This is a genomic window from Roseovarius atlanticus (assembly GCF_001441615.1).
Taxonomy (GTDB): domain Bacteria; phylum Pseudomonadota; class Alphaproteobacteria; order Rhodobacterales; family Rhodobacteraceae; genus Roseovarius; species Roseovarius atlanticus.
Genome location: NZ_LAXJ01000004.1, coordinates 26,088 through 50,192, shown reverse-complemented (window position 1 = coordinate 50,192; position 24,105 = coordinate 26,088). Strand labels below are relative to the sequence as shown.

At 63.1% G+C, this 24,105-nt stretch carries 22 protein-coding genes; 15 read left to right on the top strand and 7 right to left on the bottom strand.

Annotated elements, in window-relative coordinates; translation table 11 throughout:
• Positions 1 to 518, top strand: a 518-nt coding sequence (locus XM53_RS06145; RefSeq protein ID WP_144435475.1) for an aminotransferase class I/II-fold pyridoxal phosphate-dependent enzyme, incomplete at its 5' end; no start/stop codon positions are given.
• Positions 519 to 603: 85 nt separating this feature from the next.
• Here XM53_RS06145 and XM53_RS06140 read toward each other — a convergent pair.
• Positions 604 to 1,221, bottom strand: a complete 618-nt coding sequence (locus XM53_RS06140) for a TetR/AcrR family transcriptional regulator (RefSeq protein ID WP_057791379.1) — start codon at positions 1,219 to 1,221, stop codon at positions 604 to 606.
• Positions 1,222 to 1,346: 125 nt separating this feature from the next.
• The gene (locus XM53_RS23545) at positions 1,347 to 1,508 is read right to left on the bottom strand and encodes a hypothetical protein (RefSeq protein WP_201455393.1); all 162 of its coding nucleotides are present in this window, start codon (positions 1,506 to 1,508) and stop codon (positions 1,347 to 1,349) included.
• Positions 1,509 to 1,723: 215 nt separating this feature from the next.
• Here XM53_RS23545 and XM53_RS06135 point away from each other — a divergent pair, with 215 nt between their 5' ends.
• From XM53_RS06135 to XM53_RS06105, 7 genes are all read left to right on the top strand, one after another.
• Positions 1,724 to 2,659 (top strand): AEC family transporter, encoded by a 936-nt coding sequence (locus tag XM53_RS06135; RefSeq protein ID WP_057791376.1) that lies wholly within the window; start codon positions 1,724 to 1,726, stop codon positions 2,657 to 2,659.
• Positions 2,660 to 2,821: 162 nt separating this feature from the next.
• Entirely contained in the window at positions 2,822 to 3,655 is an 834-nt protein-coding gene (gene fghA / locus XM53_RS06130; RefSeq protein WP_057791375.1) for an S-formylglutathione hydrolase, read from the top strand.
• A 3-nt stretch (positions 3,656 to 3,658) separates the two neighbouring features.
• On the top strand, positions 3,659 to 5,089 hold the full coding sequence (gene sthA, locus XM53_RS06125) for a Si-specific NAD(P)(+) transhydrogenase (RefSeq protein WP_057791373.1): 1,431 nt from the start codon (positions 3,659 to 3,661) through the stop codon (positions 5,087 to 5,089).
• A gap of 4 nt (positions 5,090 to 5,093) precedes the next feature.
• Positions 5,094 to 5,543 carry a YaiI/YqxD family protein gene (locus XM53_RS06120; protein ID WP_057791371.1) on the top strand — a complete coding sequence of 150 codons (450 nt, stop codon included), beginning with the start codon at positions 5,094 to 5,096 and terminating at the stop codon, positions 5,541 to 5,543.
• Positions 5,540 to 6,493, top strand: coding sequence for a DMT family transporter (locus XM53_RS06115; protein ID WP_057791369.1), 954 nt, complete (start codon positions 5,540 to 5,542; stop codon positions 6,491 to 6,493). The genes XM53_RS06120 and XM53_RS06115 overlap by 4 nt, the downstream gene beginning before the upstream one ends.
• Before the next feature lie 70 nt (positions 6,494 to 6,563).
• Positions 6,564 to 7,481 (top strand): ornithine cyclodeaminase family protein, encoded by a 918-nt coding sequence (locus XM53_RS06110; protein WP_057791367.1) that lies wholly within the window; start codon positions 6,564 to 6,566, stop codon positions 7,479 to 7,481.
• Positions 7,478 to 8,416: an alpha/beta fold hydrolase gene (locus tag XM53_RS06105; RefSeq protein ID WP_057791387.1), complete on the top strand. Its 939-nt coding sequence runs from the start codon at positions 7,478 to 7,480 to the stop codon at positions 8,414 to 8,416. The genes XM53_RS06110 and XM53_RS06105 overlap by 4 nt, the downstream gene beginning before the upstream one ends.
• Here the strand turns inward: XM53_RS06105 and XM53_RS06100 are convergent.
• Together XM53_RS06100 and XM53_RS06095 are read right to left on the bottom strand one after the other, a co-directional pair.
• Positions 8,413 to 9,018 (bottom strand): hypothetical protein, encoded by a 606-nt coding sequence (locus XM53_RS06100; RefSeq protein WP_057791365.1) that lies wholly within the window; start codon positions 9,016 to 9,018, stop codon positions 8,413 to 8,415. The genes XM53_RS06105 and XM53_RS06100 overlap by 4 nt on opposite strands.
• Before the next feature lie 14 nt (positions 9,019 to 9,032).
• Positions 9,033 to 10,274, bottom strand: a complete 1,242-nt coding sequence (locus XM53_RS06095; protein ID WP_057791363.1) for an MFS transporter — start codon at positions 10,272 to 10,274, stop codon at positions 9,033 to 9,035.
• 134 nt (positions 10,275 to 10,408) lie between these two features.
• Here XM53_RS06095 and zapE point away from each other — a divergent pair, with 134 nt between their 5' ends.
• Together zapE and XM53_RS06085 are read left to right on the top strand one after the other, a co-directional pair.
• Positions 10,409 to 11,470, top strand: a complete 1,062-nt coding sequence (gene zapE / locus XM53_RS06090) for a cell division protein ZapE (RefSeq protein WP_057791361.1) — start codon at positions 10,409 to 10,411, stop codon at positions 11,468 to 11,470.
• Positions 11,467 to 13,113, top strand: a complete 1,647-nt coding sequence (locus XM53_RS06085; RefSeq protein WP_057791359.1) for a choline dehydrogenase — start codon at positions 11,467 to 11,469, stop codon at positions 13,111 to 13,113. The genes zapE and XM53_RS06085 overlap by 4 nt, the downstream gene beginning before the upstream one ends.
• On the opposite strand, the gene XM53_RS06080 is transcribed toward XM53_RS06085, so the two are convergent.
• A complete protein-coding gene (locus XM53_RS06080; RefSeq protein WP_057791357.1) occupies positions 13,110 to 13,832 on the bottom strand; it encodes a type 1 glutamine amidotransferase in 723 nt (240 codons plus the stop codon). The genes XM53_RS06085 and XM53_RS06080 overlap by 4 nt on opposite strands.
• Before the next feature lie 91 nt (positions 13,833 to 13,923).
• On the bottom strand, positions 13,924 to 14,883 hold the full coding sequence (locus XM53_RS06075) for a GlxA family transcriptional regulator (protein ID WP_057791355.1): 960 nt from the start codon (positions 14,881 to 14,883) through the stop codon (positions 13,924 to 13,926).
• A gap of 85 nt (positions 14,884 to 14,968) precedes the next feature.
• Between XM53_RS06075 and XM53_RS06070 the strand changes: the two genes are divergently transcribed.
• The 5 genes from XM53_RS06070 to XM53_RS22395 all read left to right on the top strand — a co-directional run bounded on the left by XM53_RS06070 (position 14,969) and on the right by XM53_RS22395 (position 21,079).
• Entirely contained in the window at positions 14,969 to 16,219 is a 1,251-nt protein-coding gene (locus tag XM53_RS06070; RefSeq protein WP_057791353.1) for a sarcosine oxidase subunit beta family protein, read from the top strand.
• Between the two features lie 13 nt (positions 16,220 to 16,232).
• Positions 16,233 to 16,520 carry a sarcosine oxidase subunit delta gene (locus XM53_RS06065; RefSeq protein ID WP_057791351.1) on the top strand — a complete coding sequence of 96 codons (288 nt, stop codon included), beginning with the start codon at positions 16,233 to 16,235 and terminating at the stop codon, positions 16,518 to 16,520.
• Positions 16,517 to 19,465: a sarcosine oxidase subunit alpha family protein gene (locus XM53_RS06060; RefSeq protein WP_057791349.1), complete on the top strand. Its 2,949-nt coding sequence runs from the start codon at positions 16,517 to 16,519 to the stop codon at positions 19,463 to 19,465. The genes XM53_RS06065 and XM53_RS06060 overlap by 4 nt, the downstream gene beginning before the upstream one ends.
• Positions 19,458 to 20,024 carry a sarcosine oxidase subunit gamma gene (locus tag XM53_RS06055; protein WP_057791348.1) on the top strand — a complete coding sequence of 189 codons (567 nt, stop codon included), beginning with the start codon at positions 19,458 to 19,460 and terminating at the stop codon, positions 20,022 to 20,024. The genes XM53_RS06060 and XM53_RS06055 overlap by 8 nt, the downstream gene beginning before the upstream one ends.
• Before the next feature lie 62 nt (positions 20,025 to 20,086).
• Entirely contained in the window at positions 20,087 to 21,079 is a 993-nt protein-coding gene (locus XM53_RS22395) for a helix-turn-helix domain-containing protein (protein WP_082630785.1), read from the top strand.
• A gap of 55 nt (positions 21,080 to 21,134) precedes the next feature.
• Here the strand turns inward: XM53_RS22395 and XM53_RS06045 are convergent, their stop codons facing one another.
• Positions 21,135 to 23,963, bottom strand: a complete 2,829-nt coding sequence (locus XM53_RS06045) for a midas domain-containing protein (RefSeq protein WP_057791344.1) — start codon at positions 23,961 to 23,963, stop codon at positions 21,135 to 21,137.
• Positions 23,964 to 24,105: the final 142 nt, after the last annotated feature.

Below are 24,105 nucleotides of genomic sequence, written 5' to 3'. Positions count from 1 at the left end.
CGGGCACCCGCCACGTCGTCGCCTCCTGCCCCGAGGTCCTGATCGCCGCGAGTTGTTCAAAGAATTTCGGCATCTACCGCGAACGCACCGGCCTTCTGATGGCCGTCTGCCAAGACAGCGCCCGCCGTCCCACGACGCAGGCGAACCTGGCCTATCTCAACCGCCAGAACTACTCCTTCCCGCCCGACCACGGCGCGCGACTGGTGTCGCTGGTGCTGAATGACGACGCGCTGCGCGCCGACTGGCAGGCAGAACTGGAAGAGGTTCGCCGCGGGATGCTCGGCCTGCGCGAACAGCTGGCCCAGGAGCTACGCAAGCTTTCGGGCTCCGACCGCTTCGGCTTTATCGCCCAGCATCGTGGCATGTTCTCGCGCCTCGGGCTGGAACCCGACAAGGTCGAGGCGCTGCGCAAGGATCACGCGATCTACATGGTGGGTGACAGCCGCATCAACATCGCGGGTCTGAACGCCAGGACGGTTCCGCTGCTGGCACAGGCGATCATCGACGTGGGCGCCTGAGCGCCCCATTAACCTTTACTGAACGCACGGGATTGATCCTCGGGCGGTGATGCCACGCACCGCCGCCCATACCTTTGCACCGACCTCAGGCGCCGTAGCGCGCCATGAAGGTGTCGACCGCGCCTGTCGCGATCCGTTCGATCGCGTGATCCGATGTGTCGCAATCGACGCCGCACAGACAACGCACGAAAAGGTCGCACTTGCACAATTCGCCGAACTGCTTGGTGGCCAGATCCATGTCGTCGATTTTCAGCTCGTCGCGTTCGACATAGGGCGCCAACAATCGCCCCATCCGCTCGCTGAACAGCGCGGGGCCGGATGCATAGAACCGCTGACCCAATTCGGGAAAGCGATAGGATTCCGCCACGCAGATCCGGAACATCTGCTGCCCGAAATCCGACAAAAAGAATTGCACCGCGCGCGTGGCCGCTTCGTGCAGGACGTCCCGAACGGGGGCTGTCGTGCTGATCTGCTCAAGCGCGCTTTCGGCCTGCCGGTTGCACTCGACCCGGGCCACCTCGGAAAACAGCAGGCGCTTGTCGGGGAAATAGCTGTAGAGCGTGGCCTTGGACACACCGGCCGCTTTCGCGATGTCGTCGACACTGGCGCCCTCGAAACCGTCCCGCATGAAGATTTGCCTAGCGCCTTCAAGCACCTGGTCGAATTTCCGACCTTTCTTGATCTCGGCGTCCATGGCCGTCATGCGGATCCTCCTGCCTGTTCCTGTCAGCTTACAGGTCGCGGGCGGCGAACTGCAAGCCTGTCTGCGGGCGGGGTCGAGGGGGGAGAGGAGGAAGGAACACCCGCCCGCAAACAGTGCGCGCCCGCCTACTGCGCGTCGATGCCGCCGGCACCTTGCGTCACGGGTTCGGGCGCGGGTTCGGGAAATGTCAGAACCGGCGTGAGGCTGGACATGTCGACATTCATCGCCATGGCAGGAGCGGACAGCGCCGTCAGGACAAGCGTCACGGTCAATAGGATCTGTTTCATCGGGTCGTTCCTTTATCTGAACCATTCAGTTCACATAAGACAATCTAAACAGATCAGTTCAGATAGCAACCTCAAAAGTGAACCAAACGGTTCACATTTTTGCATGTCCGGTATGCGAAATTGACAGTCTCCGCCTCGGGTCAGGCCAGCCGGCAGCCGGAACCGGTCCGCCCGATCGCGATTGACGCCCCCCGCCAGCATGCTACGACCGCGTCATGCTGGACATCTTCTTGCAAACCCTGCCCTTCTTCCTGCTGATCGGGCTTGGCTACTGGGCAGGGCGCACCGGGTTCTTCAGCGAAGAGGCCACCGCCTACCTCACCAAGTTCGTGTTCTACTTCGCCCTGTCGGCCATGCTGTTCCGGTTCTCGGCCAACCTGACGATGAGCGAGATCTTCGACTGGCGTTTCGTCATGGCCTATCTCTGGGGCACGGCCTTCGTTTACGGCCTCGTCACGCTGGTCGCCTTCTTCCGCCGCCTCAAGGCCGAGGAAGCCGCGTTCGAGGCGCAATGCGGCGTGATCGGCAACGTGGGTTTTCTGGGCGTGCCGATGCTGACGCTGCTATTAGGGCCGGATGCCATCGGACCGGTCATGCTGGTTCTGGCGGTCGACCTCATCGTGTTCGGCTCGCTGATCGTGATCATCGTCACCGGCACATGCGACGGGCGCATGAGCCTTGGGGTCTTTCGCACCGTCGGCATCGGCCTTGTGAAAAACCCGATGATCGTTTCGATCACGCTGGGGCTGGCTTGGTCCGCTTTCGACTTGCCGATCCCCAACGTCATGAACGACTTCCTGTCCCTGCTGGGCGGCGCGGCGACACCCGGCGCTCTCTTCGCCATCGGTGCCTCGCTGGCCACTAAATCCGCCGAACGCCCTTTCGTCGCCGGCTGGCTCAGCTTCAACAAGCTTATCCTGCATCCGCTCTTCGTGGCCTTTTCCGCACTTTACCTTTTCCCCGTCGATCCATATCCCGCGGCCGTGATGATCACGGCAGCCGCCCTGCCCGTCGCGGGCAACGTCTATATCCTGGCCGAGCATTATCGCATCGCGCCTCAGCGCGTCTCGGCCTCGATCCTGATCTCGACGGCCATCGCGGTCATTACCGTTTCAGTGGTTATCGGCTGGGTCAGCGCCCTTTACCAATAGCGCGCCGTGCCTCGACGTTTGCAAATCTGAAACCTGTGCGCGCTACGCCTGTGCCGACCAATTTCGCGGTTGGCCACAGGGCTGAGCGTGATACGGTCCGCGCGAATGCTACCGGATCGGTCATCCGGTCCGAACCGCCCTTAGGACAAAAGGAAGATCGTGATGGAAACCGTTTCGGAAAATGCCTGCTTCGGCGGCACGCAAGGTGTCTACACCCACAAATCCAAGGCATGCGATTGCGACATGACCTTCGGCCTGTTCCTGCCGGAAGAGGCGAAATGGGGCGCCGTTCCCGTGCTGTGGTACCTCTCTGGCCTGACCTGCACCCACGAAAACGCCATGACCAAGGCCGGCGCACAGCAATGGGCGGCGGAACAGGGCATTGCGCTGGTCTTCCCCGACACTTCGCCGCGGGGCGAGGGCGTGGCCAATGACGACGCCTTCGACCTCGGGCAGGGCGCGGGCTTCTACGTCAACGCCACCCAGGACCCCTGGGCGCCGCATTTCCGCATGTGGGACTACGTGACCGAGGAATTGCCGGTTCTGATCGCCTCGAACTTCGCCATCGACAGCGCCCGCCAGGCCATCACCGGCCACTCCATGGGCGGGCACGGTGCGCTGACCATCGCGATGAACATCCCCGACCGCTTCGCCTCGGTGTCGGCCTTTTCGCCCATCGTGAACCCGACCCAAAGCAGCTGGGGCCGCAAGCAGTTCGGCGCCTATCTCGGCTCGGACGAAAGCCAGTGGTCCAAGCATGACGCCACACTGCTGATGAACGAAAAGGGCTTCGATGGTCCGATTTTGTGCGATACCGGAACCTCGGACCAGTTTCTGGACCTGCTGATGCCCGAAAGCTTTGCCAAGGCTTGCGCCACACGCCGCCAGCAATCCATCCTGAGGATGCAGCCCGGCTACGACCACAGCTATTTCTTCGTCTCCTCTTTCATGGAGGAACACATCGCCTTCCACGCCGAAGCGCTCTACGCAGGGTAAGACATGAGCCACTACGACCTCATCATCATCGGCTCCGGCCCCGCCGGACGCTCTGCCGCGATCCAGGCCGGCAAGCTGAAACGCCGGGTGCTGGTCGTGGACCGCAAGGAACGCCTGGGCGGCGTGTCGGTGCACACCGGCACGATCCCGTCCAAGACCCTGCGGGAAACCGTGCTCAACCTTTCGGGCTATCGCGAGCGCAGCTTTTATGGCCGCTCTTACCGGGTAAAGGACGATATCGGCGCCCAGGACCTCAAGATGCGCCTGCACAAGACGCTGGATTACGAGGTCGACGTGCTGGAGCACCAGTTCAACCGCAACCACGTCGATACCCTGCACGGGCTGGCCAGTTTCACCGGATCCAACGCCATCGATGTGGCAACCGAGGCAGGAGAAACCGTGGCGCTGACCGCCGACCGCTTCCTGATCTCGACGGGGACCAAGACCTATCGCCCCGATTACGTGCCCTTCAACGGCACGACGGTCGTGGACAGTGACGAGTTTCTCGAATTGGGCCAGATCCCGCGCAGCCTTGTCGTGGTGGGCGCGGGCGTGATCGGCGTCGAATACGCCACCATGTTCTCGGCCCTCGACGTGCGCGTCACCCTGATCGAGCCGCGCGACAGCTTCCTCGACTTCATCGACAAGACACTGATCGACGATTTCACCCACCAGATCCGCGAGAACGGCGTCGACCTGCGCCTCGGATCGGCCATCGAGACGATCGAGGACGCGGGCGAGCATATCGAAACCACGCTGGCCAACGGGCGGCACGTCCGGTCCGAAATGCTGCTCTTCGCCGCCGGGCGCATGGGCGCCACCGACCGCCTGGGCCTCGACAAGGCCGGGCTGAAGACCGACCACCGCGGCCGGCTCGAGGTTGACCGAAAGACCTACCAGACCAAGGTGCCGCATATCTACGCCGCGGGCGACGTGATCGGGCACCCCTCGCTGGCCTCGACCTCCTTGCAGCAGGGCCGCATCGCCGCGTGCCACGCGCTTGACACGCCCACCCTGCCCGAAAGCCCGTGGTTTCCCTACGGCATCTATTCCGTGCCCGAGATTTCCACCTGCGGCATGTCCGAGGAGGAAATGCAGGAACGCGGCATCGCCTACGAAGTCGGCATCGCCCGCTTCCGCGAAACATCCCGCGGCAACATCATGGGTCTGGAACACGGGATGCTGAAAATGCTCGTATCGCTGAAAACCCGCCGGGTGCTGGGCGTCCAGATCGTCGGCGAAGGCGCGACAGAGCTTATCCACATTGCGCAGGCGGTCCTGAACCTGAAGGGCACGGTGGATTACTTCGTGCAGAACACGTTCAACTATCCCACGCTGGCCGAGGCCTACAAGATCGCGGGCCTGGATGCGTTCAACCGCATGCCTATCCCCGAGGAATACAAGGTCGCCCGCAGCACCAGGGCGGCGGAATAGGCCCATGTCCCTTTACGTCGATGCCGATGCCTGTCCGGTGAAGGACGAGGTCGAACGGGTGGGCACCCGTCACAAGCAGAAGATCTTCATCGTCTCCAACGGCGGGTTGCGCCCCTCGCGTAATCCGCTTGTGGAAACCGTGATTGTGCCCGACGGCCCCGACGTAGCCGACATGTGGATCGCCGAGCGCGCCGGGCCGGGCGACGTGGTCATCACCGGCGACATCCCCCTCGCCGCCAAATGCGTCGAGGCCGGCGCGCTGGTGCTGAAACACAACGGCGAGGCGCTGACCCAAGCCAATATCGGCAACGCTCTGGCCACCCGCGACCTGATGAGCGACCTGCGCGCCGCCGATCCATTCCGGCAGGGCGGCGGCAAGGGCTTTACCAAGGCCGACCGCTCGCGCTTTCTCGACGCGCTGGAACGCATGGTCCGCAAGGCGGCGCAGGGATGAGCGTCTCTCGCACGAACCTTGCCGGGGCGGGCTGTGCCCTGCTGGCGGTCATGTGCTTTTCGCTGAACGACGTGGGCATCAAGTTCCTGTCGGACGATTATGCCTTGCACCAGATCGTTTTTTTCCGGTCAGCCATCGGCTTGCTGACCTTCGCGGTGATTTTCCTGCCCTTCTACGGACTAAGAGTGCTGCGCACGCGGCGCCCCGGCGCGCACCTATTGCGCGGGGTCTGCGTGGTCGGCGCCAACTCGTGCCTCTTTCTCGGGCTGGCGGCGATGCCCATCGCTGACGCGGTGGCGGTATTCTTCATCTCACCGCTGGTCATAACCGTCTTCTCGGTGATCTTCCTTCGCGAAACCGTGGGCGCCCGCCGCTGGGCCGCCATCGCCGTCGGCTTCGTCGGCGTCCTGGTGATCGTCAAGCCCGGCACCTCGGCCTTCCAGGTCGCGGCGCTTCTGCCCATGGCTGCCGCGGTCCTTTACGCCGTGATCCACATGGTCGCGCGCAAGGTCGGCGGTACGGAATCGGCGGCGACCATGGCGGTCTACATACAGATCACCTTCATCATCGCCTGCAGCATCATCGGCCTCTCCATCGGCGACGGCAAGTTCGCCCAGCAGGATCACGCCTCGCTGGCCTTCCTGTTCCGCGCCTGGGGGCCTATCGCGACGCATGACTGGTGGATCCTGATCATGCTGGGCGTCAGCGGCGTGATGGGCGGTTTCTTCATCAGCCAGGCCTACCGTATTTCCGAGGCCGCCTTCGCCGCCCCCTTCGAGTACGTGGCGATGCCGATGGCCATCATGTGGGGCGTGACCGTCTTCGGCACGTGGCCGGACCGCACCGCGTGGATCGGGATCGCCCTGATCCTCGGCTCGGGCCTCTACCTGATCTGGCGCGAGTCCCGAAAGGATCAGATCGTCGCCAGCGACGAACCCCACCACCTCTGACGCCCGGATCATTTGACGCGCCCCGCGCCAGCACGCATACCTTGCGATACCAACAGCAAGGAGCGCCCTCATGAGCATTTCCATCATCCCCTTCGACGAAGGCGAGTCGCTGCTCGACTGGCTGGCGCTCTGCGACACCTTCGAGGCGGGCCATGAACGCCCCAAGGCCGAGATCGGCGATACCTTCCTCTACCGCGATCCCGACACGCTGCTCAGCCGCTCGGCCTGGATCGACGGCATGGGGCTGGCGGTCAAGTCCGCCACGATCTTCCCCGGCAACCCCGACAAGGGCGACCCGATGATCAACGGCTCGGTCAGCGTCTTTTCCGACACGAACGGCAGCCTGGAGGCGGTCATCGACTTCCACCTCGTGACCAAGTGGAAAACCGCGGGCGATAGCCTCTTTGCCGCCCGACGCCTCGCCCGACCCGACAGCCGGAACATTCTGATCGTCGGCGCAGGCACCGTGGGCCGGTCCCTGTTCGACGCCTACAGCGCCGGCTATCCCGGCGCGCAGTTCACTGTCTGGAACCGCACCCGCGCCAATGCCGAGGCGATGGTCGAGGATTGCCCCGGCCTGACAGTAGCCGACGACCTGGAAACCGCCGTGCGTGCCGCCGATATCGTGACCTCGGCCACCATGTCGACCGACCCGGTGCTGAAGGGCGACTGGTTCCAGCCCGGCCAGCATATCGATCTTATCGGCGCCTACCGCCCCGACATGCGAGAGGCCGACGACACCGCCCTGCAACGCGCCCGCGTCTTTGTCGACAGCTACGACACTACGGTCGGCCATATCGGCGAGATCAAGATCCCGCTCGAAGCTGGCACAATCACCCGCGACCACCTCGTGGCCGACTATTACGAGCCGAAAAAATTCACCCGCGGCAGCGACGATGAGATCACCCTCTTCAAGAACGGAGGCGGTGCGCATCTGGACCTGATGACCAGCCGCTACATCCTCGACGCGTGGCAGGCGGCGCGGTGATCGGCTGGGCGTTCCTCGCCGCCGTTACGGCTCTTGTCGCCGCCCCCTTCTTGACCGAGGCTTGTCGCCCCCGCGTCACCGACAAACAGCGCGCAGCGGCCACGGGCCAGGTGGCCGATCTGCCGAACGGCCCGACATGGTTCCAGTGGCGCGGGCCAAAAGATGGCCCTGTCGCGGTCTGCGTCCACGGCCTGACCACGCCCAGCTTCGTCTGGGGCCCGCTGGCCGATCACCTTGCTGGGATGGGCTTTCGCGTCCTGACGTATGACCTTTACGGTCGCGGCCTGTCCGCCCGCCCCAAGGGTGAACAGAACAGCGCCTTTTTCAATGCCCAGCTTGCTGCGCTGCTCGATCATCAGGGCATCAGGGGCCAGATCACCCTACTCGGCTATTCCATGGGCGGCGCCATCGCCACCGGGTTCGCCGCCGCGCATCCCGACCGTGTGCATCAGCTTTGCCTGATCGCGCCTGCCGGTCTGGGCCACGACCTCGGGCCAGTGGCCCAAATGGCCATCAACCACCCCAGTATCGGCAAGTGGATGATGCTGGGTTTCTATCCTCGCAGCCTGCGCCGTGGCTTGGCTTCCGAACGCAGCCTGCCGTCGGCCATCCCCGACATGGTCGATCTGCAAATCGCCGAAAGTCGCAAACGCGGGTTTGCGCCCGCCGTCCTGTCCTCGCTCAGGGGCATTATGGACGAAGACCTCGCCCTTGCTCACCGCGCCATCCACAACGCCGGGATACCGACCCTGGCGATCTGGGGCGAAACCGACGATGTGATCCCCCTTGCGGGCCGCGAGCGGCTAACAGAACTGAACCCCGAAGCGCACAACGTGGTCATCCCGGGCGCCGGGCACCCGCTGGCCTACACCCATGTGACCGAGGTCGCCCAGGCCCTGGACACGCTTCACGTTACAAAGGACGCGGCCCCCTAATCCAGTTGCGACCGCGCCGCATTACAGGCGCTGCCATCCGGGTCGATATCGCAGGCGCGTTGCCATGCGTCCTGGGCCTTGGCAGTTTCACCCCCTTGTGCCCTTTCCGCGCCCAGCATGTAGCATCCCCATGGCGCCTGCGCCGTACAGGCCGTCTGGTAGGTTCGAAGCTGGCATTCCCGCGCTTGGGCAATGGCGGGCTGCGTTCCTGCAATCCAACTGCCACGCGCCGCCGTCGCGCCGGCATTCACGCACGCATTCGCGTCCCCTGCCGCGCAGGCGGCCATGAAGAACGGAAATTTCACCGTGGCCTGGCCTTGAACGTGCAGCTCGATTTCCACCGCGCGCGCCAGCCCGAAACAGGCCCGCGCCTGACCCGCCCGACAGAGCGCCATGCACCAACCCGCTCGATCCGTGCAATCGCGCGACCCGCCCGGCTCGCGGCCCATGTCGCGGAAGACATCCGCGGGACACATCTTGCGAAAGGCGGAAAAGGCCGGGTCGTCCTGCCCCGCACGCAACGCGTGCCGATACCGCTCGGGTGTGGCGGCGATCCAAGCGGAAACGTCCTGGGCAATGGCCGGACGCAGCGCCAGGAACATCAGCGCAAGAAACGTCAGGCCAATGCGCTGCGCGGCAGAACCCGCTCTTTCACCGGAAGATGCACGATGGCCGAAAATGCGCCCACTCCTACGCCGATCCACCAGACCAAGGAATAGTTGCCATATATATCATACAACTGACCACCCAGCCAGACACCCAGGAAACTGCCCAATTGGTGGCTGAAGAACACGATGCCATAGAGTGTCCCCATGTAGCGTAGCCCGTAGATATGCGCGATCAGCCCGCTGGTCAGTGGCACCGTGGCCAGCCAGAGCGATCCCATGGCGGCCGAGAATAGCAGAACGCTCAAAGGCGTTATCGGAAACATGATGAACGCCGCCGCGACGACCGTGCGCCCCACGTAAATCCCTGCCAGTAAGTACTTCTTGGAATGCCGCCTGCCCAGCCAGCCCGCCGTGAGCGTGCCCACGATATTGGCCAGTCCGATCAGTGCGATGGCCACCGCGCCAAGCGCAGAGGTTGTCGTCACGCCCATGTTGTGCAGGACACTGCCCGCCACGATAGGCCCGCAATATTCCGCGACAAAGGCCGGAAAATGCGCCGTGATGAACCCAAGCTGATACCCGCAGGAAAAGAAGCCGAGGAAGATCAGCGTATAACTCGGATCCCGGAACGCCTTGACCAGAATCTGGCCCATGGTCTCTTCCAACTCGGTGGTGGTGACAGGCTCTGGTGCACGCATCAATGGCAGGCAGACCAGTACCGCGAGGATCGCCGCCGCGAAGATCAGGAAGACCGACTGCCAGCCCATCATCGACAGCAGGTACTCCGCTATTGGCGGGCCAAAGACCTGACCCGCCGATCCGGCGGCAGTCGCAATGGCGAGACTCATCGAGCGGTTCTCGTCGCTGCTCGCGCGCCCGACCACGGCCAGGATCACGCCGAACCCCGTGCCCGCGATCCCGAACCCCACCAGCACCTCTAAAAGCTGATGCGCCAATGGCGTCGTGGCTAAGGAAGACAAGACCAACCCGGCGGCATACATCAAAGCGCCCATGATGATGGCTTTTCGGTCCCCGATTTTCTCGGCGATGGCGCCGAAAATCGGCTGCCCGATGCCCCAAGCCAGGTTCTGCACCGCGATGGCCAGGCTGAACTCTACGCGAAGCCAGTTGAATTCCTCGGCGATCGGGATCTGGAAGACACCGAACGCCGCCCGAATCGCGAACGACACCAGCATGATCAGGCACCCTGCCAGCAGGACAGGCGTGAAAAGTGGCGTCGTCTTCTGCATTTGACCCTCCGCGGAACGTCGTGACTGTACGTCCCCGGCCCCCCGCGTCAATTAAAGCATTGTGATGCACACAATTCCGATCCGCGATCCGCTTCGTGCTTTCCACGTCCCCGCAGCTTCGATATCCAAAAGGGATGGAGAGCGTGCGCGAACGATATGATCGTCTGGTGTCCGAAGGAACCCTGACCAGGGACGACGCGCAGGACGCCGTGGTCGATCAGCTGGAGCGTCTGCAAAGAGACCTCGCCCAGCCACAAAAAAAGGGGCTCTTTCGCAAGAAGGTCGAGGCACCCAAGGGTCTGTACCTCTGGGGTGGCGTCGGGCGTGGGAAATCCATGCTGATGGACATGTTCGCCGACACGCTTTCGGTGCCGAACCGTCGCGTCCACTTTCATGCCTTCATGCAGGAGATCCACGCCGGGATGCACAAAGCCCGCGCCAAGGGCGTCGAGGATGCTTTGGCTCCGGTCGCCAAGGACATCACCGACTCGCTGCGCTGCCTCGCTTTCGACGAGATGCAGATCACCGACATCACCGACGCTATGATCGTGGGTCGCCTGTTCGAGGCGCTGTTCCAGGGTGGCGTCGCGGTCGTGACGACATCGAACCGGGTGCCCGACGATCTGTACAAGGACGGTCTGAACCGGCAGCTTTTCCTGCCGTTCATCGACTTGCTCAAAGAGCGTATGGTGATCCACGAAATGGCCAGCCCCACGGATTACCGGCAGGGCCGGCTTGCGGGAAGCCCAACCTATTTCACCCCCATCAATCCCGAGGCCCGCGCCAAGATCAATGAAGTCTGGGAGGATCTGACAAACGGCAAAAGCGAACCGCTGACGCTGGTGGTCAACAAGCGTGAAGTCGAGATTCCAGCTTTTCATAACGGTGTTGCACGGGCCAGCTTCTATGATCTTTGCGGCCGCCCCCTCGGCGCCGCCGACTACCTTGCGTTGGCACAGGCTGCGCGGGTTTTGGTGCTGGAAAACATCCCCCAGCTCAGCCGCTCGAACTTCAACGAGGCCAAGCGCTTCGTCACCCTGATCGACGCCCTCTACGAAGCGAAGGTGAGGCTGATCTGCTCGGCCGCCGCCGCGCCGGAATATCTGTACGTCGAAGGCGAAGGCAGCTTCGAGTTCGAGCGCACCGCCAGCCGCCTGCGCGAGATGCAGTCCGAAGGCTGGGGCAAGGAGGCATGAGCCAGCCGCCGCGTGAATACGATTACATCATCGTCGGCGCGGGCTCTGCCGGATGCACATTGGCAAACAAGCTGGGCCAAGACACATCAAAATCCATCCTCGTCCTTGAGGCCGGACCGATGGACCGCGATCTTTTCATCCACATCCCAGCGGGCGTCTACCGCACGTGGTGCGACCCCAAGCTCAACTGGAACTATGACACGGCGCCCGAACCCGCCGCGCAGGACCGCGAGATCTTCATGCCGCGCGGCAAGGTTGTGGGCGGGTCCTCCTCGATCAACTCGATGGTCTACATGCGGGGCCACCCGCTGGATTATGACGGCTGGGCCGAGGAGTTCGGCCTGGCCGACTGGCGCTACGAGAACTGCCTGCCCTATTTCCGGGCCGGGGAAACCTATTCGCGTGGCGGCGATGCCTATCGTGGCGACGCGGGTCCCCTCGGCGTCACCCGTGGCGACTATGAAAACCCGCTTTATGATGCCTTCATCGAGGCCGGCGCGCAGGCGGGCCAGGGCCGCTCCGACGACCTCAACGGTCACACCCCCGAGGGCGTCGCGCGGTTCGATGCCACCAAGCGGCATGGGCGGCGGTGCAGTGCGGCGGTTGCGCATCTGAGCCCCGCCTTGGAGCGTGGCAACGTCACCTTGCTGACCGGCGCGGCGGTCCAACGGATCGAACTCAGCAGCAACCGCGCCACCGGCGTGCGTGTTCTGTATCGCGGCCAGGCACAGACCTTTCACGCCGCGCACGACGTGATCCTCTCGGGCGGCGCCATCAACTCGCCGCAGCTTTTGATGCTGTCAGGCATCGGCCCCGCCGCGCACCTGTCGGAGATGGGCATCGAGGTGGCCAACGACCTGTCCGGCGTGGGGGCCAACCTGCAGGATCATGCCAGCGTCATCGTGCAATGCAAAAGCCGCGTCAGCTTTCCCATTCACCGCGTCGACCGGCCTTGGAACAAGTTGCGCGCGGGGGCGCAATGGGTGTTTGCCCGCAACGGCGTCGCCGCCTCGAACATATGGGAGGCCGGCGGTCTGATCCGGGGCAACGCCGACGTCGCCTATCCCAACCTGCAATATCATTTTGGCCCCGTCGGGTTCGAATACAACGGGCCGAAAATCACCCTGCTGCAAGCCTTCGCCTGCCATGTCGACCAGTTGCGCCCGCGCAGCCGGGGCACGCTGCGCCTCGCCTCGACCGACCCGGCCGACAACCCGGACCTGCAGTTCAACTACCTGTCCGATCCCCATGATCTCGACGAGTTGGTCGAAGGTATCCACCGTGTCCGCGACCTGATCGGTCAATGCGCGTTCGATCCCTTCCGGGATGTCGAGATCGACCCCGGCCCGGACGTGACAACCGACACCCAGATCCGCAACTGGATCCGCGCCAACGTCACCACCGATTTCCACCCCTGCGGCACCTGCCGGATGGGCCACGGTGCCGACGCCGTGGTCGATGACCGCTTTCGCGTGCACGGGGTCGAGGGGCTGCGCGTGGTTGATGCCTCGATCATGCCCCGGGTGATCAGCGCCAATCTAAACGCGCCCACCCAGATGATCGCGGCACGGGCGGCGGATTACATCGCGGAGCATCCCCAGCTTGCGCCGGAAACCCCACCCTTCGCCTTTCAGTCGCCTTAGGTCCGCGCCGTCGCCTGAAGCCAGTTGATGTAGATGCGCTCGGCCATATCGTTGAAGGTGTTCATACGCTTGGCGCACTCGGCCTGGAAGCCGGGCAGCGATCCGGGGCCTAGCGCCTTTTCCAGAGCATCGGCGTATTCCGGTATATCCCCCCACGCCTCGACCGTGTCCTGCTCGATCTCGATGTGGAACTGCATCGAATAGGCCCGCGTCCCCCATTTCATCGCCTGCACCGGACAGGCCGGGGACGTGGCCAGCACCTGCGCGCCTTCGGGCAAGGCCGTCACTTCCGCCGAATGCCATTGCAACGCTTGAAAGACCTCGGGCAGCCCATCGAAGAAAACGCCGCTGGCGCCCGCCTCGGTCAGTTGTACGTCAAGCACGCCGATCTCGGGCGTCTTCGAGGGCCCCACCGCACCGCCAAGCGCATCGGCCAGCAACTGGTGCCCCAGGCACAGGCCGAGATACGGCACACCCTGCCCTTCGACCGCCTCGCGGATAAACGCCTTTTCGTCCTTCAGCCAGGGGTGCGAGTCCTCCTGCCAGGTGTCCATCGGACCGCCCAGCACCCACAGCGCATCGTAGCCGTCGATGCTGTCTGGCAGCGCCTCGCCTTCGTCCAGTTCGATCGCATCCCAGCTGTGCCCGTCCTCCTTCAGGAACTTGCGAAACACCGCCGGATGCTCGACGCGCTCATGTTGCAGAACCAAAATATGCATGGCGACCCTCATTTTGCCTTGCCCGCACCGTAACGCGGCACACAGGCAAGACAAGCCATACTGCGCAAACCGGTCGCCGCCTGACGCAAACCTACCGATAGGCCGAGGGCGGCTGCCCGAACCGCGCACTGTAGGCGCGCGAAAAATGCGCCGAACTGGCAAAGCCCGTGGCCAGTGCAATCTCGGTCAGGCTTAGCGGCGAGTTTCGCAGCAGGCTCTGCGCCTTCTCCAGCCGCAATTCGCGGTAATACCGCATCACCGACCGCCCCAGCTTGTCATGGAACAGCCGGTTCAGCTGGCGTGGCGACAGACCCGCCACCTCCGCCAGCCGCGACAGCTCCAGCGGTCCGGCCACGTTCGCCTCCATCGCCTCGACCGCGTCCAGGATCGCCGGCACGGTCGTGCCCACCCGCTCCACTAGACCCGACCGCTGCGGCCCGGCCGAGGGGCGGATCTCGGTATGCATGAACCAGTCGCTGACGAGCCTGGCGAATTGCGTACCATGGTGCTGCGTGATCAGCGCGTGCATAAGGTCCATTGGCGCGGTGCCGCCCGCGCAGGTCACGCGGTCGCGGTCGATCACGTAAAGCGAGCGTTCGAGCACAAGGCTTGGCGAGATTTCCGCGAGCGCGCCGGCATGTTCCCAGTGCACCGTCATGCGCCGCCCGTTCATAAGCCCCGCTCGCGCGAGGATGATCGGCCCGCCCGACACTCCGCCCAGCGGGACGCCGGCCCGGGCCAGCCGCGTCAGCCAGTTCAGAACGCTCCGGTCATTGTAGAGCGTGGGGTCCCCGCCCGCCACGACGAAGAGGTAATCGAAAGCGTCCGTCTCGCCCACCTCGACAAGCGGCGCGACCATGCCCGCCCCGGAACTCTGGATCGGTGTCATGTCCGAACCGACGGTCACGACCTCGTACAGCTCTCGCCGCGCCAGCAGGTTTGCCGCCCGCATCGGCTCGGTCAGCGCGGCGAAGGACATCATCGCGAAGCCGGGGATCGGCAAGATCCCGACGCGCCGCGAGGTAGCCGGATTTGAACCAATATTGGCCATAATAGAAAATTATCCGTCCGTTCTGGAAAAGTCCATTCGTCGGGATTGCGGCACACTAGGTTCCAACAATCGTAGGAATCATCTTATGCGCTACAGTGGGTTCAAGGTCCTCTGGGAAGGCCTGACCGGCAACAAGGGTTGGACACGCGCCTGGCGCGAACCCGAGCCCAAGGCGGAATATGACATCGTCATCATCGGCGGCGGCGGGCATGGCCTCTCGACGGCGTATTACCTCGCCAAGGAATTCGGCCTGACCAACGTCGCCGTCCTGGAAAAGGGCTGGCTGGGGTCCGGTAATATCGGGCGCAACACCACGATCATCCGCTCCAACTACCTGCTGCCCGGCAACGAGCCGTTCTACGAGTTCTCGATGAAACTGTGGGAAAACCTCGAGCAGGATACGAACTACAACTCGATGGTCTCGCAGCGCTCGATCCTCAACCTCATCCACACCGACGGTCAGCGCGACGCCTTCGTGCGGCGCGCGAACGCAATGTTCCTTGCCGGCGCCGATGCCGAACTGGTCGATGCCGCGCAGTTGAAAAAGGAACTGCCGTTCCTCGACTATGAAAACGCCCGCTTTCCCATCAAGGGGGGCCTGTTCCAGCGCCGCGGCGGCACCGCCCGGCACGACGCCGTCGCCTGGGGCTATGCCCGCGGCGCCGACAGCCGCGGCGTCGACGTCATCCAGAATTGCGAGGTCACCGGCTTTCAGATCGAGAATGGCCGCTGCCTCGGGGTCGAGACCTCGCGCGGTCCGATCCGCGCCAAGAAAGTGGCGATGTGCGTCGCCGGGTCTTCCGGTCGCGTCGCCGCGATGGCCGGTATGCGCCTGCCCATCGAAAGCCACGTCTTGCAGGCGTTCGTCTCCGAAGGGCTCAAGCCGACTCTCCCCGGCGTGATCACCTTCGGCGCCGGCCATTTCTACGTCAGCCAGTCTGACAAGGGCGGTCTGGTCTTTGGGGGCGATATCGACGGCTACAACACCTACGCCCAGCGCGGAAATCTTCCTGTGGTCGAGGACGTCTGCGAAGGCGGCATGGCGATCATGCCGATGATCGGCCGCGCCCGCCTGCTGCGGTCTTGGGGTGGCGTCATGGACATGTCAATGGACGGCTCGCCCTTCATCGACAAGACCCATATCGACGGACTCTACTTCAACGGTGGCTGGTGCTATGGCGGGTTCAAGGCCACGCCCGCCTCCGGCTTCTGCTATGCCCACCTGCTGGCCAAGGATGAGCCGCACCCCACCGCGACAGAAATGCGGCTGGACAGGTTCATGACCGGCAACCTGATCGACGAAAAAGGCATGGGCAACCAGCCCAACCTGCATTGAGGGGCGCACAGACATGATCATCGACCATCCCCTTCTGGGCCCCCGCGACGCCGCCGAATTCGTCTATCTCGGCGATGCCGCACTTATCGATCGCCCCGACTGGCAGGCCGACGACGCGATGGAGCAATTCCACAGCTATGGTTATCTGCGCGACAATCCCGCAGGCCAGCATCAAGAGCTTTGGTACCATGAACAGGGCGACCGTTCGTGGCTGGTCGTCACGCGAAACACGGTGACGCACGAGATCACGGCCGTCGAACTGGCCCGCGACGTGGCACGCAAACGGGGGCGCGGCAAATGAGCCAGAAGAACCGCATCAAGGGCGGCCTGATCGACCGTTCGAAAGAGATCAAGTTCCGCTTCAACGACAAGTGGTTCCGCGGCCACCCGGGCGACACGCTCGCCTCGGCGCTCTTGGCCAACGACCAGCTTCTTGTAGGCCGGTCCTTCAAGTATCACCGCCCGCGCGGCGTGTTCACCGACGGCTCCGAGGAACCCAACGCGCTGGTCCACCTGCGCGACGGCGCGTACCAGGAGCCGAACACGCGCGCCACGATGGTCGAGCTGTTCGACGGGCTGAACGCCACCTCGCAAAACCATCGCGGCTCGCTGGAATACGACCTCTTGGCGGTCAACGACTTCTTCTCGCCTTTCCTGTCGGCGGGGTTCTACTACAAGACCTTCATGTGGCCCAAGGCGTTCTGGGAAAAGCTTTACGAGCCGATCATCCGCTCCGCCGCCGGCCTTGGCCGCCTGTCGATGAAGGACGACCCGGATAAGTACGACAAGGGCTTCCTGCATTGCGACCTGCTGGTCATCGGTGCAGGTCCCTCGGGTCTGATGGCCGCGCTGACCGCCGCGCGCGCCGGAGCCCGCGTGATCCTCGCCGACGAGGATTTCCGCCCCGGCGGCCGCCTCAATTCCGAGACGCTGGAACTGGGCGGGATGTCCGGCACCGACTGGGCCGCAGAGACCGCCGCCGAGCTGGCGTCGATGGACAACGTCCGTCTCATGCCCCGCACCACCGTCTACGGCGCTTACGATCACGGCATCTACGGCGCGCTCGAACGCTGCACCGATCACCTTGCAGATGGCGGCGGCAAGCCCCGGCAGGTCCTGTGGCGCATCTATTCCAAGCGGGCCGTTCTGGCTGCAGGCGCCACCGAGCGCCCCATCGCCTTCGGCAACAACGATCGCCCTGGCATCATGCTGGCCGGCGCCGTGCGCAGCTATGCCAACCGCTATGCCGTCACCCCGGGCAAGCACGTCGCCGTCTTCACCAACAACGACAATGGCTGGCGCACCGCCGCCGATCTTGTCGCCAAGGGCCTCGAGGTGCCTGTCATCGTCGACAGCCGTGACAAACCCGCCCCCATCGACCTGCCCGGCGTCCGGCACATCGCGGGTGAGGCGGTGATGAACACCATCGGTCGCAAGGGCGTGAAGTCGATCACTTTGACCAATGGCAAGGTTTTCCCGGTCGATGCGCTGGCCGTGTCCGGCGGCTGGAACCCAAACGTGCACCTCACCTGCCACCAGCGCGGCCGTCCTACATGGCGCGACGACTTGTGCGCATTCGTTCCGGGCGGCGACCTGCCGGTCGGCATGGCCGTCGCCGGGGCCGCGAACGGGTCCATGACCCTCGCTGCCGCACTGGCCGAAGGCCAGGCCCAAGCCACCGCGCAACTCGACGCGTTCGGCATCAAAACCAAGGCCGCCGACCTGCCGCAGGCCGAGGATGAACCGCGCGAGGCCGCCGCCTTCTGGCACGTCAGGCAAAGCAAGCACCGCGCCTGGGTTGACCGTCAGAACGACGTCACCGTCAAGGACATCAAGCTCGCCAACACCGAAGGTTTCCGCTCGGTCGAGCTGCTCAAACGCTACACCACGATGGGCATGGCCACCGACCAGGGCAAGACGTCGAACATCGCCGGCCTTGCGATCCTGGCCGAGGAACGCGGCAAGACCATCCCCGAGGTCGGCACCACCATCTTCCGCCCGCCCTACACGCCCGTGCCCATCGGCGCGTTGGCCGGTCGTGCGCGCGGCAAGGATTTCCGCCCTTACCGCCTGACCCCCAGCCACAAATGGGCCGAGGAGAACGGCGCCAGCTTCGTCACCGTGGGCAACTGGCTGCGGGCCGAATGGTACACGCGTCCGGGCGAAAAGGGCTGGCGCGATTCCGTCGACCGCGAGGCCCGGGCGGCCCGCACGAGCGTCGGCATCTGCGACGTCACAACACTGGGCAAGATCGACATCCAGGGCAAGGATGCCGGGGCCTTCCTCGACAAGGTCTATGCCAACACGTTCTCGACGCTAAAGGTCGGGCGGGTTCGCTATGGACTTATGCTGCGCGAGGACGGCATCTGTTACGACGATGGCACCACCGCGCGGATGGGCGAAAACCATTACGTGATGACGACCACCACCGCCAACGCGGTCACGGTTTTTCGTCGACTCGAATTCGCGCGCCAGTGCCTCTGGCCCGACATGGATGTGCACCTGATTTCCACCACCGACGGCTGGGCGCAGTTCGCCGTCGCCGGGCCGAAGTCCCGCGACCTTTTGCGCAAGGTGATCGACGCCGACCACGACATCTCGAACGAGGCGTTCCCCTTCATGGCCTGCGGTCACGTTACCGTCTGCGGCGGCACGACCGCGCGGCTCTTCCGGATATCGTTTTCGGGCGAAATGGCGTATGAGATCGCCGTGCCTGCGCGGTTCGGCAACTCGATGATGGCGGTGCTAAACGAGGCCGGCAAGGAATTCAATGCGGCGCCGTATGGAACGGAAGCGCTTGGCGTCATGCGGATCGAGAAAGGCCACTGCACCGGCAACGAGCTGAACGGCCAGACCACCGCCCACAATATCGGTCTGGGCAAGATGGTCAGCCAAAAGAAGGAATGCATCGGCCAAGTCCTGGCGCAACGCCCGGAGCTGACCCGCGAAGACGCCGTGCGGCTGGTCGGCTTCCGCCCCGTCGACCGCGACAAGAAACTGATCGCCGGCTCGCATTTCCTGAACAAACATGCCCCTTCCGACATGGAGCATGACCAGGGCTGGATGACCTCGGTCGCCTATTCGCCCAACCTCGGCCACCATATCGGCCTGGGCTTCATCAAGAGCGGGCACGAGCGCATGGGCGAAATCGTCCGCGCGGTCAGCCCTGTGCACGGCACCGAGATGGAGGTCGAAATCGTCTCGGCCCATTTCGTCGACCCGGAAGGAGAGCGTCTGCGTGGCTGATTTCACCCTCACCTCGGAACCGCCCCTCAAGGGCTTTGACCACAGCTTCGGCGACACGCGGCTTCACGCGCCCGCCGACCTGGCGATCGTGTCCATCGCTCTGCCCCTCGGGGCCGAGGACGCGGCGCTGAAAGCGTTCAGATCCGCCTTCGACGCCGATCTGCCCGCGCCGGGCCAGTCTGTCATGGGTAAGGATGACACCCGCCTGGTGCGCCTCGGACCGGACCAAGCCTTCGCGATCTTCACCCGCGCGACGCCCGATGCCGAACCGCATGTGCAAGGCCTGCTCAACGGCGCGGCCTACACCACCGACCAGACCGATGTCTGGTCCGGCCTCATGCTCGACGGCCCGTTGGCCCGCACCGCTCTGGAACGGATCTGCCCGATCGACCTGCACCCCGATGCCTTTGCCGAAGGCGCCGCCGCGCGCACGGTCATGGAGCACCTTGGCGTGCTGATCCTCCGCACCGGCCCCACCGCCTATCTCCTCCTCTCCGCATCTTCCTCTGCAGGCTCCTTTCTGCACGCGGTAGAGACCTCGCTGCTCAACGTAACCTAAAGGCAAGATCACCAAGCACGGAATTCAGGGATCCGTTCACAACCGGGAAAGTCATAGAAGACATGTACCTTTCAAACCTTGATCCCGTCGGCCCATCCGATCCGCGTCCGTTGCGCGACCAGCGCAGCCTTTCTGACAAGTTCGTCTTTGTTGTACAGAACGCGGAAAACGCTTTCGTGGCGGAAACCTGCATTCATGTTCTGCGGCGCGCCAACCGTATCCTCGGCCACGAGATTTACAGATGGACCTGCATCGACATCGCCGCGCCTTGCCGACAAACGCTCAGCTGTGCACCCGACCAGGTGCTGGTGCTTGTAGGTGGGGTCGATGCACCTTGGAGGCCGGTAAAGTCAGAATTACCACAGCTGCGTTCTGCGATCCGCAACGCCGCAAGGGTTTGCGTCGTAGGCGGCGCAGTCTTCGTGCCCCTGATGACAGGTGTTCTTGGAGCAAAGCGCTTGTCAGTACACGCAGCTTTTCACGCGGGCGTGCAGGAAAGCTGCCCGACCGTAGAGCTGAATGAGGACACCACCTGTCACCATAAAGCGCTCAGCAGCGCGACTGGACCCGCGGCGGCGATGCGAATGATGGTCGAACTTATCGGCGCCCGGGAAGGCAATTTTACCGAAGCTGCGCTGGTCCGCGACCTTGGAATTCAAGCCCCCGCATCCGAAGAAGGTAGCCTGTGCGGCGAGAGGTGGCGCTTGCACCGTCTCGCGCAGGGCTGCGAGATCATCTCGGATGCTCTTCAGATCATGGAAGAGCACATAGAGGATACGCTGAGCGTGTCTCAAGTCGCCGACATAATCGGAATTTCTGCGCGGAAACTGGAGCGTGGTTTTGCCGACAAGCTTGGACGGTCACCGCTCAAAGTGTATCGGGACCTTCGCCTTGACCGCGCTCATGATCTGGTGTCGCAAACTGCCTTGCCGATGGGCGAAGTGGCCATCGCGTGCGGCTTTTCGAACGTCACGCTCATGAAACGCTGGTTCCAACGAAAGTACGGCGAACCTCCTTGCGAGGTAAGGCGGCACGCATTCAACGGTATCCGCTGATACAAGAAATCCCCGGCACATTGGCCGGGGGTCTTATTGAAAGAAACTTGGTCGCTCAGCCGGCGTTTCTTGCCTCTGCCCGAAACTCGGTTTCATCAGTGGCAGAGAAACGTCCTCCCTGCACTTTCCGCAATTTGCCTTCCCGAAGAAGGCGGCCGAACGAACGAAGACCGTCTTCGCGGCTGTAATTGCCGCTGTTTACTTCCTTCAGCTTGCCCATAAGCATCGGGCGCGTGAATTCCGAATGACCCTCTACATCGGACATATAGGCCGCTGCGGCTTCGAGCAGATCGGAGAGGCCGGTCGCGCCCATTTCTTCCGCGAAGGCCGTAAAGCCACCGTCATTCGCCTTGGGCACGGCTGCGGGTACTGACGACACGCGGCGTGGACGCACAGGGGCGCGTTCAGTATCAACCCGCTGCTCGGCCACAAGCTTGAGCGGGGCGGGGCGTTGTTCATTCGGGCGGACCGACCTGCCGGAACCGGCTGGTGCATTTGGCCGGCGCGGGCGCACGACCTCGGCCAAATCCGAGCGGTAGGGCGTTTCATCCACTCCCAGGTCAACATCGACACCCGCGCTTTTCTCGGCTCTTGTTGCGGCAACGGCGGCGCGAAGATGCTGAATTGCCGTTCGGCGCATACTGGCGTCCTTGTCACCCATCTGGCTGTCAGCTTCTTCAAAAAGGCGCGCCTCATCCTCGGGCGCACGTTTTCCCATGCCGAGCAAACGCGACAGGCCGCGACGGGGTTTGTCTGCCAACTCCTGGGGCTGTTTTTCGTTGGGCGACGCAATCTCTTCAGACTCGCCTTCCGTATCCCGATATTCAGCTGCGGGCAGGGTACCAACATCTTCTTTGTCGATATCGGCATCTTCACCAAGGGTCCGCGCAGGCGCTTGGACAGTATGCGCGTCATCTTCTTTTTCGTCAAACGCGCCGACCCCAACATCGCCGTCGGTCGACAAGCCTTGGTCGGACATTTCGGCCTCTACCTCGGCCAGCTCGCGTTGCAGATCAGCTTCTTCCTCAGGGCTGAGGATTGCCTGGTCATCCACATCGGTGGCGTTATCCAGACCCGGTTCTGACTCGGTGTCTTCTTCGATCATGCCGTGCGCGATTGCCGATTCGAAGTCGGACTTCTTCATTTTCAAAACGCGCGCGTTGAGAGGACGTGCAGCCGTGTCTTTTTCCTGCTCCGAGATGCGCGCTTCCTTGCCAAGAACGAACGGCGCCTCATCGCCTGCAGCCACGGCATGATCGCTCTCATCGACTGCATCGTCGAGGTCGGCGAAGAGCGAATCCGGCGCATTGCCGTCGTCCGTATCCTCAGCAGTGAGATCGTCCAGGTCTTCGCCAATCTCCGCACCATCGACGCGCTCCGCTTGGGGGGTGGCCGCGTCCGCCAAGAGTTGTGACAAGGTGTCTTCGTCGACGTTTACCGATGTTTCTGCTGTAGATTGCGGAGCGTCTTCGGATTGGTCAGGCACCAGATGCAGGTCGTCTGCTTCAATATCTTCAACGGAAGTTTGCGAAGCCACGCTTTCAACGGAGGGTTCGCCGTCGAGCTCCTCGGCATCCTTGTCATCCAGATCGTCCGCATCTTCCGCCGCGCCTATAGCCTCAAGCTCAGGGTCCGACAGCTCTTCGTCCGCTTTTTCTGCCCAGGTCGCAAAGTCTGTCGGTCCCGCCTCGTCAGCGTCTTCAAGCTTCTCGTCATAGGATTCCTTGAGCAGCTCATCCAACTCGTCGGACGCATTGCTCATCGTGCCGTAGGCGTGCTCGTCTTCGCTGTATTCGGAGACTTCGTAATCGAGATGGCTTTGCGACACGACCGATCGGATCCGACGCAGTTTTTCAGCAACGCTGTCGGCTTCATCGTTGCTTGGCCGGGCAGCCCGAGCCGGTTCTGGATCCAACTCGACAGCTGTTTCGATGGTATCAGCTTGGGTTGGAACGGTATCTGAGTTCAGCTCTGTCGCATCTGCCGAGTGATCGACAGGTTCATCGACAAAGTGCTGTTCGTCCTCGGATCTACCCACCGAAGAGGTCGTGGATTCGTCATCCGCGGCATCAGCAATGAACGCCTCGACATCTGCGTCATACGAATGTTCGTCTTCTGTCTCAGAGACGTCTTCGGCGGTTGTCGCCGTCGCTATCTCATCGTCGACCTTCGGCTGCGGAACGTTCTCTTCGTTGTCCCGCGCTTGGTTGCTGGACCGGTCTGTCACGGTTTCGACGTTATTGACGTCCGAAAGCGACTGATCCGTTATTTCAATTCCGGCGATCGGCTCGTCAGTGTCGAAGTCCGAAATGTTTTCGGCCGGCTCGGGCTGCTTCGTTTTCGCGTGTGCTGCCCCGGATTCGGACAGCGCGGCTTCGTCGGCTTCCTCCGTGATCCGCTGCGTGACCTCGGGCGCGTCATCTTTGGCCGGCTTCGAAGCTTCGTCGGATGCTTCTGTCACGTCTTCTGCCGGAGCTTGAGGCACATTCTCGTCAAGATCGGACGTGTCCCGCGCCTGTGGCTCCGCTGCGTAATCTGTGCCGTCGGCCTCTGTCTCGGTCGGCGCGCTCTCTGGTGCGTCTTCGGCGGCAGGCACGGCGTGTGTCAGCGCCTCGGCGGCGCCGTTGCTTTCGTTCGCCCGAAGATGAATCTTTCCCTGTTCTTCACGGGCCTCGACGCGGCGTGAAATCTCCCGCTCGGCAATACGGGCGAGCATCTCGGCGTCAGGTGTCGGTGGCTCTGCGCCGAAATACCTGTCGTCGGCAGCCAGATCGCGGAAATACTCTGCAATCGCCTTCATGGTCTCGAACGAATCGTCGAAACCTTCCAATGTGCACGAGAACGTGCCGTAGGATACGGTCAGAATTTTGCTTGTACTTACCATCTTTTTGCTCGCTCTACTTTGCCTGCAATCATAATTTTTACCATGATGGCAGCGTCGAAAGCGGCCCGATTCTTAGAATTTTACCGTATCATTTCGAGGCCAGAATGTGTCTTGTTTCCAAAATAGTAGTTAATGCAGGAAA